Origin of the sequence: Haematospirillum jordaniae, from assembly GCF_001611975.1 — a bacterium.
GTDB classification, from domain to species: domain Bacteria; phylum Pseudomonadota; class Alphaproteobacteria; order Rhodospirillales; family Rhodospirillaceae; genus Haematospirillum; species Haematospirillum jordaniae.
The window spans coordinates 63420-75761 of the sequence record NZ_CP014525.1; the positions used below are offsets into that span (position 1 = coordinate 63420).

Genomic DNA, 12342 nt, shown 5'->3' on the forward strand with positions numbered 1-12342 from the left:
CATGACACCCCCCGCGAAAACGCCCGTATCCCGGTGCATCCGTGCCATGGGCCTGCATCGCTGGCTGGCCGTTCTGGTGATGGTGGGACTGGCCGGGTGCGGGGGCGGGCCTTTGGGGGATCGTCTCGATTCGGCGCTGGCGACAGGCCGGGCACAGGGTATGCAGCCGCAATGGCTGGACAGCGGGCCATTTACCCTGTTGGCTCAGGTACGAATACAGGCCCCGGGACAACCGCTGCGGCTTTATATAGAAGGCGATGGCTTTGCTTGGGTCACCCGCACCCGGCCTTCGCCCGATCCCACGCCGCACCGCCCGGTGGCGTTATGGCTGGCAACCCGTGATCCGGCGCCCAACGTGGCGTGGCTGGCGCGTCCGTGCCAATACAGCATGCTGGCCCGGCCGGAAACAGCATGCGACCGGTCGTACTGGACCCATGCCCGCATGGCTCCTACCGTCATAGAGGCTGTAGATACCGCCGTGACGGCCTTGCGCAAGCGGGCCGGGGCAACAACGGTGGAGCTGGTCGGCTATTCCGGCGGGGGGGGGATTGCCGCCATACTGACCGCACGCCGGAGTGATGTGGCGGCTTTGCGCACCGTGGCCGGCAACCTAGATTCCGGGGCCTTTGTCCGGCATCACCGGGTTTCCTCCATGACCGAGTCCGTCGATGCTGTTACGGAGGCTGCGCGCACACGCTCTGTGCCGCAGATCCACTTTGTCGGGGAGCATGACCGCACTGTTCCCCCGTTCCTAGCCGATGCCTTTGTGCGCCGCGCCGGGGCGGCGGCTGTCAAGGTCGTGGTTCCCGGCCTGGATCATTCCCACGGGTGGGATACCGCATGGCCCACACTCCTGCAGCAGCCTCTGCCAGATGTATCCAAGGCGTCACCGTGATATCCCGGTACCGTGAAAAAGACACATTTACATTGCCGCAAACAAAAACCAGACATACCCTGTGCACGATCGTTTCGGACCTGTTGTGAAGGGTCCAGCGGCAAAGGGGCAACAACAAAATAAACAATACAGGGGACGTACCATGTCAGATACAAAACAGGCCGGGTTTGCCACCCGGGCCATTCATGCGGGCTATGATCCACACAGCCATCAGGGCTCCTTGGTGCCGCCGGTTTACATGACATCCACCTTTGCCTTTCCCGATGCCCAGACCGGAGGGGAACGCTTTGCCGGGCATGATGCCGGGTTTGTCTACACCCGTCTGGGGAACCCGACACTGGCGCTGCTGGAAACACGACTGGCTACACTGGAGGGAACCGAGGCAGCCCTTGTCACCGGATCTGGCATGGGGGCCATTGCCGCCACCCTGTGGACCCTGCTGTCGCCCGGGCAGGAAATTATCGTTGACCAAACCCTGTACGGCTGCACATTTGCCCTTCTGCACCATGGGCTGGCCCGGTTCGGGGTCAAGATTACCCATGTGGATTTGACCAATCCGAAAGCGCTGCCCGCCGCTATCGGGCCAGATACCGCCATTGTGTATTTCGAGACTCCGGCCAATCCCAATATGCGCCTGATCGATATTGCCGCCGTATCGGCTATAGCCCGCCATGCCGGGGCTGTAACTGTTGTCGACAACACCTATGGAGCCAGCGTTATCCAGCGCCCGGCCGAGATGGGAGCTAATCTGGTTGTGCACTCCGCCACCAAGTACCTAGGTGGGCACGGCGATCTGACCGCTGGGGCCGTTTTGGGGACGAGTGATATGGTTGCTGCTATTCGCGCAACAGGATTGAAAGACATGACCGGGGCAGTGCTGTCTCCGTTTGATGCCAGCCAGATCCTGCGCGGGCTGAAAACACTGGAGCTACGGATGGCCCGGCACTGCTCTACAGCTGCGGCCATCGCACAACTTCTGGAACAACACCCAGCTGTCCACACCGTCATGTATCCTGGACTGGACAGCAACCCCTCACACGATCTAGCACAGCGGCAGATGACCGGGGGCTATGGCGGCATGGTTGCTTTCGAGCTGCATGGGGGAATGTCCGCCGGTCTGGCTTTCATCAATGCCCTGCGCTTGGTGACCTGCGCAGTCAGCCTTGGCGATCCAGAAACGCTGGTGCAACACCCGGCCAGCATGACCCATTCTGCCTATACGCCAGAAGAGCGGGCAGAACACGGGATCTCCGATGGACTGATACGAATCTCAGCCGGGCTGGAGACGCCGGTCGATATTCTGGATGACATCTGCCAAGCACTGGACCACACACGTGTCTCCAGAAACAGGAAGCCCGCCGGAACCTTTACGTGCCGGCGGGTTTTATGAACGCTTTTGTGCATCAGGTAACTGGAAGTCTAGCCCCCGGTCCGGATTTCCTCGACAAAGCGGGTGACCTCGGTTTTCAGCGCCGCAGACTGCTGCGCCAGCTCCTTGGCTGCAGATAGAACTTGGCTTGCGGAATTACCAACCTCGCCGGACGCCTCGTTCATGCTGCGAACGTTTCTGGTCACCTCGCCCGTACCGTTGGAGGCTTCTTCCACGTTGCGGGCAATCTCACGAGTGGCCGCATCCTGTTCTTCCATGGCCGAGGCAATGGCTGCAGAAATCTGGTTCAGGCGCCCGATGGTCTCGATCACCATGGCAATCGCCGCCACTGCATCGTGGGTCGCGTTCTGCACGGCACCGATCTGCTCGGAAATCTGGCCAGTGGCCCGGGCCGTCTGGTTGGCCAAGCTCTTGACCTCGTTGGCAACAACAGCAAAGCCCTTGCCGGCTTCCCCGGCGCGGGCCGCTTCAATTGTGGCGTTCAACGCCAGAAGGTTGGTTTGACTGGCGATGTCATTGATCAGGTTAACCACTTCGCCAATCTGCTGGGTAGACTGGGCCAGCCCCTTGATAATCTCGCCGCTACGACCTGTCTGATCAACGGCATCTGCCGTAATCTGGCTGGAGTCGGAGACTTGGCGTACAATCTCCTGAATAGATGCCGCAAGCTCTTCTGATGCCGATGCCACGGTCTGCACGTTGGACGAAGCCTGCGTTGCTGCTTCAGCCACCACCTTACCTTGGGATGCAGACATCGAAGCCAATGACGTCATGGATTCCGCACTGGCCTGAAGCTCTGTGGCAGCAGAAGACAGTGTTTCGACAATCGATTGCACGGACGATTCGAAACGATCGGCCAGCGCATTCATTGCTACCTTCTTTTCCTGCTCGGCACGGCGCTTCTGGTTGGCCTGCTCGGCCTCCATCTGACGAATACGGATGCCATTCTGTCGGAAGATGTCAACACTGCGGGCCATAACCCCAATTTCGTCCTTGCGATCCAGCCCCTGTATTTCAGTGTCAAAATTACCGTCCGCAATGGTTTCCATGACCGAAGCCAAGCCGTTCATTGGCCCGGAAATTGATGTCTTGACCAGAACAACAGCGACCAGAACAACCACGATCAGGCCGCCGATAATCAAGACAATCGTGCCAACAATAGCCGCATCAGCACTGTCGCCCAGATTGTCAGACTTTTTCTGCAGCTCAACATCAACGTTATCCACCAAGGACGCCACCGTCGTACGCACAGTACGGCCCTGTGGGGTTGCCTTGTCTACAAGGACGATTAAACCCTCGTCAAACTTGCGTGCAACAATCAGGTCGCGGGCCTCGACAAGGGCGCCTTCGTAGACCGCAAACTCCTCGACGATGGCAGTGATACGGGGGGCATAAACCGGAAGAAGCTTTGCGGCCTCTGCTGTCCGCTCCCGGAACAGCTTGAAGTCGTTGTTGATCTCATCTGATATGCCCTTGAGGACCGCATCCTCCCTTTCCTGCGTCAGACGATAGGCCAAACGCCCGGCATTCAGCAGGTTTTGATTGGCCCGCGCCAGAAGCACCTGCACTTTGGTGTCATGGACAAGCAGGTCAGAGTAGGAATTATCAATCTCCGCCATGCGGACGACAGCCAAACCACCGGCAGCAACCGTGGCCAAGGCCATAAGAGCGACCACCGCCAGAACTTTGAATGTCATGCCAAGGTCAGCGAATCGCATGTCCATCTCTCCTGCCGGGAACCAGGACCAACCATGCCCCACCGGGACTGCGTGGATGCACCGGCGTTGATCTTGGCGGTCGGCCTAGAAGGCAACAAGAAAAACCTGTTTTGCCTTTACATGGAGACACAACTTGACCGTAACAAAACAAACCTGATCCCCGGGTGCTTTTAGCCCATAGGTATATCATCAACTCACCATCCGAGCATGAACCTGCCCCAAAACCCGACGAAAGGTAGAAATACTGTGATTGGGCAAGGGAACAAAAAGCTTACAGGCTTTGCGGCAATTGCGCTTGATATGGACCATCGCCTCATGGCTGACGCAGGTCACAGGACAAAAGACCATGTCCACACACGACACAGCGCCAGCCAGCTGTGGACAGCCGTCATCCAGCCCCCCATCGTGATGGATGAACTCCCCGTTACAGGACCGGACCACGTCTTCTAGGTGACGGGCGACATGACTTATTCCACCAACATACAAGATTTTCTGCTTTTTCAGGTCAATATCATCCTCCCCCCTGTTTCCATCACAAGTCCCGTGTAAATTTGGTCCTTCTTGACGAAGTCGATTCTCCAGCTCAACAACACGAGCCTCCAGAGCTCGATTCCTCTCCTTCTCACCCGACTCTCGTTCCGATAACAGGTCCAGACGACGCAGAAGCCCTTCAATCTGACGGGCCAAGGCATCTCTCTCGGCGCGGGCCGTACGGGCGGCCTCTTCGGCCGTACGCAGAATGTCCCCGCTTTCCAGATCAGCCAACCGTGATGCCAAATCTTCGACCCGGCGCTGCTGAATACTGGCAATGGCTATGTTCCGTCGCGCCTCATCACGTTCATCTCGTGCCTGGGCCATCAAGGCACGCAAACGGCCAATTTCTGCCGTGCGCTCGGCCAAAGAGGCCTCCAGACGTACTATCTTCTGCATATCAGCCCGCTGCACGGCCCCGGACAAGTGAGACAGCATATGCACCTCACCATAGGCGCGTTCACGCAAATCGCTGCAATCCAGCGGGTGAGTCATCAAGGCCCAATAAGCCCCCGGGATATCGCCACCCTCCAAGGCCTCGTTCCACAAGGTAGACAACTCCCCTTCATCACGCGTTCTCATAAAGCGCGATACTGTCGCTTGATAGCGCTTGTCCAGAATCCGCATCACCTGCTTGCCCAGTATCTTGTTCTGGGCTGCCAGATGAACGATGGCACCGTGCAGGCGATAATCGCTGATATCAGGCGCCAGGTGCACAGAAAGCTTTGCCGCAAGCTTCCTGAGATCTGCAAGCGTCAGACATGTCCCAACGATACTGCAATGCCAACGCGGTGCAATTTCATCTAGGCGAGGACGACGGGAAGAAAGGGGGGCTGACTGGGCCAAGAGGTCCTTGGGCAGATTTATGGGAGACATGCAGATCTCTCCTCGACGGGGTGAGGGATTTCATTTGATAATAATTTTCATTATCAATAAAGAGTCCAAGGCAGAACTGGCAAGATTTTTTATTGTTTCAGTGCCCGGAAGACCGCTGATAAAAAATGACTGGATAGTCCTCTATGGCACATTGACCCCTGAAACGGGACTCCTATACTGAATACTCATGGGTGTGCCTGTGGATATGTCCGGCAGGACAAGCGCGGCACCTCCCTCTCTGGCCAACGTGTTGACGAAACAGTACTGTTTGTTGCTCCGGATTTGGCTTGGGTTTTATGCCGTCCAAGCTGTCGTTCGGAGGGTTACAGGAAGACAGATCATCCCTGGGTAGACCGTTAAGGAAAGCTCGCAGGTCTGGCGGAGTCGGCAGAAAGCACGCTCCTCTTTCACGGTTTTCACAAGTTTTTTTTGCCCTGCCCTTGTTTCGCCTTGGTACATGTTTACGAATTGGTGGTTTTTTATCGTGTTGTCACTTGTGCACTGCAATCCGGATGGACCAAGTGCCTTGGCCGCACTCTCCACACAGCTCCCGGGAGGTGAGACCATGCCATCTTTGATTTCTGATACTGCCCGCCGCACTTTTCTGCGTTCCGTGCGCAGCAATGTTCTTGCCAAGCGCCGTACCATGGCATGGGAAGATCCAGATCTGGAAACCCTTCTGGACGATCCTCTGATCATGGCGGTCATGAACCGCGATGGTGTGCGCCCGGATGATGTAAGGGCCGCCTTTGAGGCTGCACGAGCCAACCTTTCCCATTAAAGGGTACAATCCACTGCAAAAGGGCCGGAACATCGCTGTTCCGGCCCTTTTATTTCGTGTCCGCCTGTTACCTCAAGAAGGGTCCTACTTCTCGACAAACGCCTTCTCAATAACATACTGACGGGGGTCATTGGATGCTCCCTCGTGGAAGCCCCTGTCTTCCAACAACTTGGTCGTATCCGTCAACATGGCCGGACTCCCACACAACATGAAACGATCATCTTCGACATTGGGCTCTGGCAATCCAAGATCGCTGAACATCTGTCCACTCTCTATCAGGGTCGTAATACGTCCCTGAACGGGGTGCTGCTCGCGGGTTACGGTCGTATAGTAAAGAAGCTTGTCCCGGACCAAATCCCCAAGGAATTCATGCTGCGGCAGTTCGCGGGTAATATAGTCCGCATAGGCAAGCTCTGCCACTTCCCGGCACCCATGAACAAGGATAACCTTCTCATAACGCTCATAGGCATCAGGGTCACGAATAACACTCATAAACGGCGCAAGCCCCGTACCAGTCGACAAAAGATACAGGTGACGACCGGGCAAGAGGCTGTCTTGTACCAACGTCCCGACCGGCTTTGTACCGACCAGAACCATATCACCAACCTTTATGTGCTGAAGACGGGATGTCAGCGGTCCGTCAGGAACCTTGATCGACAGAAACTCGAGCTCGTCCTCATAATTGGCGCTGACCATAGAATAGGCCCGCAAAAGGGGCTTTCCCTCTACCTGGAGCCCGATCATCGTAAACTGTCCGTTGATATACCGGAACCCCGGATCGCGTGTTGTCCGGAAACTGAACAAGCGATCGGTCCAGTGGTGAACGTAGGTTACTGTCTCCCGCCGAATATTACTCATGATTCTCCGCATAATAGCCAGAACCCGGGGATGCGCCCTTCCCGGGATGTGTGTACAGGAATGGGGTTTCCGTCAGCGCGACACCCTGCAGAATGATCGTATGGTTAACATGGGGTTATCCCCGAGGCAAATTGATTGGAAGGACCATGTCGTGGCGCATACATACAATGCTGGGCCGCGACAGAAACAGCCACGGCCCAGCACAGAACAATAAAGAAGAAAGTATCAGGCGGCGTCTTCAACCCAACGCACAGCCCCGCCCGGTGTCATCGTCACCTCGGCTGCCACCTGCAAGGCCAACCCACCACAGGACGTTTCCCGGTACTTGGGATCCATATCCTTGCCGGTTTCGTACATCGCGGCAATAACCTTATCGAGGGAAACCTTGGGTGTGCTGATCCGGTGCATAGCCATACGCGCCGCGTTGATCGCCTTGACCGCTGCGATGGCATTACGCTCAATGCAAGGAATCTGCACCTGCCCACCAACCGGGTCGCAGGTAAGGCCCAGATTGTGCTCCATCGCAATCTCGGCTGCCATACAGACCTGCTGCGGGCTTCCGCCCAAAAGCTCGGTCAACCCGGCAGCAGCCATGGAACACGCTACCCCAACCTCTCCCTGACATCCGACTTCAGCACCAGATATGGACGCGTTCAGCTTGAACAAGCAGCCAATAGCACCAGACGACAGGAAGAACCGCAGCGTCGTATCTTCGTCCAAGGGCTGAATGAAGTGATCGTAATACGCTAGAACTGCCGGAACAACACCACAGGCCCCATTGGTGGGGGACGTGACAACTTGCCCACCCGCTGCATTCTCTTCCGACATGGCCATGGCGTACATGTTGACCCAATCCATGACGTTCATGGGGTCATTGGCCATTTTCAGGGACGTTGTCAGCATTCTGTGGAGAGCTGAAGCACGCCGGGGAATTTTCATCGGACCGGGGAGATTACCCTCCACGCGCATACCGCGCTCCATGGACCCCTTCATTACCTGCCACACACGGCGGAAGTGGGAACGCAGCTCGTCGGTATCATGGAACGCTCTCTCGTTCTCCATGACCAAAGCCGAGATGGACAGGCCCGTTTCTTCGCACATGCGCAGCAAGTCTTCGGCTGACAGGAAATGATGTGGAACCGGTGTTTCGCTACAGGATCTTTGATTGAACTGCTCTTCCTCGACAATGAATCCACCGCCGATGGAATAGTACGTCTTGGAGAGAATCAGTCCATCGTCACTATAAGCGTGGATTTGCATACCATTTTCATGCAGAGGCAAATTCGCGCGATGAAAGTCCATGCTGAACGTTACGCGCTGCTTGGTTCGCCCCAGATTCAGCGTCCCTGTTGCCTCAACATCCGCGACAACAGACGGTATCTGATCAGGATTGACTGTATCGGGCTGATTGCCACACAGCCCCATGATAATGGCATGATCTGTACAGTGCCCCTTGCCCGTCAGGGCGAGAGATCCATAACAATCAACATGGATCCTGCGCGTCTGGACAAACTTCCCCGTCTCCTTCAAAGCCCCCAGGAATTGATGGCCGGCGCGCATAGGGCCCACTGTATGCGAACTGGATGGGCCGACGCCTATCTTGTAGATGTCAGACATACTGAACATAGTAAAATCTCCCGGATAACTTTCGCCTGACAGGGTCCGGCCGCTCTCTCCGGCCGGACCCGCTTTTCGGTCAGGACAGCAGATCGAAGAAGATTGCAGTCATGGCAATCAACCCAATCAGAACAACAAAGATGTTGCTGAACGCGCCAGAGTACTTCTTCATCGAAGGAACCTTGGCGATGGCATACATCGGCATCAGGAACAGCAACGCCGCAATAACCGGACCACCCAAACTTTCGATGGTGCCGATAATGCTGGGATTAAACGTTGCAGCCATCCAGCAGCTCAGGATCATGAACACAGCGGCAGAACGATCAAGAAGAGAACCGGAAACCACTTTCCCGCGCTGACGCAGTTCCTGCTGGATCAGGCCATTAAAGCCTTCCTTGGCGCCCATATAGTGACCCAGGAATGACTTGCTGATGGCGATGATCGCAATCAAGGGCGCAGCCCAAGCAATAGCAGGCGTCGAGAAATGATTTGCAAGGTAGGACAGAATAGAAATGTTCTGCTCTTTCGCGGCCATCAAGTCGGCCGGCGACAGGCTCATCACACAGCTGAACACAAAGAACATGACAGACACGACCATCATGGCATGGGCACGGAACAGAACCCGGCTAGATGCTGGTTCCGCGTGCTCACCATGCAAACGCTGCTGATCAACTGCGAAGGAAGAAATAATCGGCGAGTGGTTGAAAGAAAACACCATCACCGGAATTGCCAGCCATACGGTCTTCCAGAATGTTACACCAGAAACGGCGTCGGAAAAGCTTCCCGCACTGTCAAAGGCAGCAGAACTCCACTCAGGGATCAGGTAAATAGCCAGAATCATCAGGGCTGCAACAAAGGGATACACCAGCAGGCTCATGGCCTTGACGATCATTTCCGCACCCAGACGAACAATCGCCATCAAGGACAAAATCAAGATCAGGGACAGAACAGCGCGGTGCGGAACCCAATCAGCCAAACCAAGCTGGTTGATCATAAAGGATTCAACCGTGTTGGTAACAGCAACGCTATACAGCATCAAAATGGGGTAAATGGTCAGGAAGTACAGCAGGGTAATAATCTTCCCGGCTGCGCTGCCAAAATGCTCCTCGACAACTTCCGTAATGTCAGAACCCGGCCTACGGCTGGACATGACAAAACGATTAAGCCCCCGGTGGGAGAAGTACGTCAACGGGAAGGCAATGATGGCCATCAGCAAAAGAGGCCACAGCCCACCAATACCCGCATTGATGGGCAAAAACAGGGTTCCGGCACCAATTGCCGTCCCGTAAAGGCCCAGCATCCACGTGGTGTCGTGGCGGCTCCAAGCGGCCGGACCGGCTGCAGCCGCCGACGGGTTTGGCACTGATGATGATACAACTTGAGACATGCTACACACGACCTCTGCTGGTATGGGCTCGGTTTTTCAATCAGCCTCCCTATAGAACGCGGGTCGTTTCGCACCGCACCAACGGGAAACCATCCGAGATTTCGACTCAACGGTTTGCGAACTTTATTTTCTTTTTCTCATTCCAAGGACCACGTTAAAACGAAGCCCTAGTGTTTGCCTTGACATACATCAAACGCTTACGAAGTAATATTGCGGACCAGATCGACTGTCCATCACTTTCACATACGGAAGCAACCTTCTCTGGAATACTCTGCGGGCAGCAAGCACCCCCCTAAACCAAACCCTGTAATCGCATAAACGAAAACAGTGCTATGAAAAATATCCTACAAAAAAGAAAAGTCACGCAAAGAGGATGAGCCTAAGACAGCGTCAGAATCAGGATACACAGATTCTGTATTTCACATGTGATATCAGGGTTCAGTGCTGCCCGATATGGTTAAAACGACCCCTTGACGGACGGCCAGATCTAAACAAAAAGGGAAATTTCATGCCTTTTGTGATATTCGCATTAGTCAAAGCGAATGTCGCAGCACATAAACTAAGAACATGTTCGAAAAATTGAGGCCCTTGCACTTGGTTCTTACGTACCATGTGGAAGGGCCTATGCGAGGAGTGAGTTCAGAACGCACACAAGAAGAGCACCCTAAAAAAGGGTTTCTATCCCCTCAAAACATCTATGGGATGCGAATCCACGCTCACGGCAAGAAGACTTGAGGTCAACGCCCAAGCTTACAATAGAAAACGTCATTGCAGTGCACAGCACAAATATCAAACCAAGAGTGCAGCATCGGCTTACCCCCCTGTGCCACCAACGGTCAGACGCTCCACTTTCAGGGTCGGTTGCCCAACGCCACAGGGAACCCCTTGGCCATCCTTGCCACATGTGCCAATACCCGCATCCAACTCCACATCATTACCAATCATGGAGACACGCGTAAGAACATCGGGACCATTGCCAATCAAGGTTGCTCCCTTGACTGGAGCCGTCAGCTTACCGTCTTCAATTTTCCAGGCCTCTGTACAGGCAAAGACAAACTTTCCAGACGTGATATCAACTTGGCCACCGCCAAAATTAACAGCAAAAAGGCCCTTCTTCACACTTCGGATAATTTCCTCCGGTTCATATGAGCCACCCAGCATGAAGGTGTTAGTCATACGCGGCAGCGGCTTGTGAGCATACGACTGCCGACGCCCGTTTCCGGATGAACGAACCCCTATCAGGCGGGCATTCATACGGTCAAACAAATACCCTTTCAGAATCCCATCCTCGATCAGAACATTACGGGCCGAAGGCGTGCCCTCGTCATCAATCGTGATCGAGCCGCGCCGGTCCGGCAAGGTTCCATCATCAACCACAGTCACACCAGGAGCAGCCACACGCTGCCCCATCAGCCCGGAAAAGGCCGACGTCTTCTTGCGATTGAAGTCTCCTTCCAGGCCATGCCCAACAGCCTCATGCAAAAGAACGCCCGGCCACCCACACCCCAGAACAACCGGCATTTCACCCGCAGGGGCATCAACGCTTTCAAGATTGACCAATGCCTGATTCAGGGCACGCTCTGCCGCAGTCTTCCAGGTTTCCTCTTCCAGTAACCAGTCGTACTTAATGCGCCCACCCTGCCCCCATGAACCTGTTTCACAACGGCCGTCTTTCTCAACCATAACAGTGATACTCAGGCGCACCATCGGACGAATATCAGCGGCTTCACCGTCTGGACGCATGATATGAACAGCCTGCCAAGACGCACCCAAGGAAACCATAACCTGGCGAACACGCGGATCACGCCCCCTGAGATAGGCATCAATCTCTCCCAGCACCCGGACCTTAACTGAAAAAGGAACCGGCGTAATCGGGTTCTGATCTGTATAAAGAGATTGATTTGTCCCAACAGGCGGCGCTGCAAACGTTCCTGAATAACCACCACGTACAGCAGAAACTGTGGCAGCCGCGCGGCGCAAGGAAGCTTCATCCAAGGTTGAAGCATGAGCATACCCTGCTGTCTCTCCCACGATGGCCCGCAGACCAAACCCCTGTGCCGTGTCAAAAGAAGCGGAACGAATACGCCCATCATCCAGCGAAACGGATTCAGACTGCTTGTATTCCAGATAAAGCTCTCCGTCATCCGCCCCGGCCAAGGCATCAGAAACAATACGGCGCGTTGCATCTTGGTCGAGCCCGGCACGAGAGAAGAACAGATCTTCAGTAAGGGCACGATCAACCATGGCGAAAACTCCGGTCCAGACGTCAAGAACGCCCACACTATGTGC

The 12342-nt window shown here is 55.3% G+C and carries 9 protein-coding genes; 3 read left to right on the plus strand and 6 right to left on the minus strand.

The window, feature by feature from the left end; translation table 11 throughout:
- The first annotated feature begins 1 nt into the window (after position 1).
- Both AY555_RS00310 and megL read left to right on the plus strand, forming a co-directional pair.
- The gene (locus tag AY555_RS00310) at positions 2–895 is read left to right on the plus strand and encodes an alpha/beta fold hydrolase (RefSeq protein ID WP_066131884.1); all 894 of its coding nucleotides are present in this window, start codon (positions 2–4) and stop codon (positions 893–895) included.
- 142 nt (positions 896–1037) lie between these two features.
- Positions 1038–2285, plus strand: a complete 1248-nt coding sequence (megL, locus tag AY555_RS00315) for a methionine gamma-lyase (RefSeq protein ID WP_066131887.1) — start codon at positions 1038–1040, stop codon at positions 2283–2285.
- A 29-nt stretch (positions 2286–2314) separates the two neighbouring features.
- On the opposite strand, the gene AY555_RS00320 is transcribed toward megL, so the two are convergent.
- Both AY555_RS00320 and AY555_RS00325 read right to left on the minus strand, forming a co-directional pair.
- Positions 2315–4003: a methyl-accepting chemotaxis protein gene (locus AY555_RS00320; protein WP_066131890.1), complete on the minus strand. Its 1689-nt coding sequence runs from the start codon at positions 4001–4003 to the stop codon at positions 2315–2317.
- A gap of 189 nt (positions 4004–4192) precedes the next feature.
- Complete coding sequence (locus tag AY555_RS00325; protein ID WP_066131892.1) at positions 4193–5410, minus strand: DUF2325 domain-containing protein; 1218 nt, start codon at positions 5408–5410, stop codon at positions 4193–4195.
- Between the two features lie 565 nt (positions 5411–5975).
- Here AY555_RS00325 and AY555_RS00335 point away from each other — a divergent pair.
- Entirely contained in the window at positions 5976–6191 is a 216-nt protein-coding gene (locus tag AY555_RS00335; protein WP_066131899.1) for a hypothetical protein, read from the plus strand.
- 84 nt (positions 6192–6275) lie between these two features.
- On the opposite strand, the gene AY555_RS00340 is transcribed toward AY555_RS00335, so the two are convergent.
- The 4 genes from AY555_RS00340 to tldD all read right to left on the minus strand — a co-directional run bounded on the left by AY555_RS00340 (position 6276) and on the right by tldD (position 12297).
- Positions 6276–7049: a ferredoxin--NADP reductase gene (locus tag AY555_RS00340; RefSeq protein WP_066131902.1), complete on the minus strand. Its 774-nt coding sequence runs from the start codon at positions 7047–7049 to the stop codon at positions 6276–6278.
- A gap of 225 nt (positions 7050–7274) precedes the next feature.
- A complete protein-coding gene (locus AY555_RS00345; RefSeq protein WP_066131910.1) occupies positions 7275–8675 on the minus strand; it encodes an L-serine ammonia-lyase in 1401 nt (466 codons plus the stop codon).
- A gap of 70 nt (positions 8676–8745) precedes the next feature.
- Entirely contained in the window at positions 8746–10053 is a 1308-nt protein-coding gene (locus AY555_RS00350; RefSeq protein WP_066131913.1) for a serine/threonine transporter, read from the minus strand.
- Positions 10054–10866: 813 nt separating this feature from the next.
- Positions 10867–12297, minus strand: a complete 1431-nt coding sequence (gene tldD / locus AY555_RS00355) for a metalloprotease TldD (protein WP_066136282.1) — start codon at positions 12295–12297, stop codon at positions 10867–10869.
- Positions 12298–12342 lie beyond the last annotated feature (45 nt).

Coding starts and splice junctions, on each gene's coding strand:
- AY555_RS00340 (WP_066131902.1), bottom strand. CDS start 7,049: ATGAGTAATATTCGGCGGGAGACAGTAACCTACGTTCACCACTGGACC.
- AY555_RS00320 (WP_066131890.1), bottom strand. CDS start 4,003: ATGCGATTCGCTGACCTTGGCATGACATTCAAAGTTCTGGCGGTGGTC.
- tldD (WP_066136282.1), bottom strand. CDS start 12,297: ATGGTTGATCGTGCCCTTACTGAAGATCTGTTCTTCTCTCGTGCCGGG.
- AY555_RS00350 (WP_066131913.1), bottom strand. CDS start 10,053: ATGTCTCAAGTTGTATCATCATCAGTGCCAAACCCGTCGGCGGCTGCA.
- AY555_RS00310 (WP_066131884.1), top strand. CDS start 2: ATGACACCCCCCGCGAAAACGCCCGTATCCCGGTGCATCCGTGCCATG.
- AY555_RS00345 (WP_066131910.1), bottom strand. CDS start 8,675: ATGTTCAGTATGTCTGACATCTACAAGATAGGCGTCGGCCCATCCAGT.
- AY555_RS00335 (WP_066131899.1), top strand. CDS start 5,976: ATGCCATCTTTGATTTCTGATACTGCCCGCCGCACTTTTCTGCGTTCC.
- megL (WP_066131887.1), top strand. CDS start 1,038: ATGTCAGATACAAAACAGGCCGGGTTTGCCACCCGGGCCATTCATGCG.
- AY555_RS00325 (WP_066131892.1), bottom strand. CDS start 5,410: ATGTCTCCCATAAATCTGCCCAAGGACCTCTTGGCCCAGTCAGCCCCC.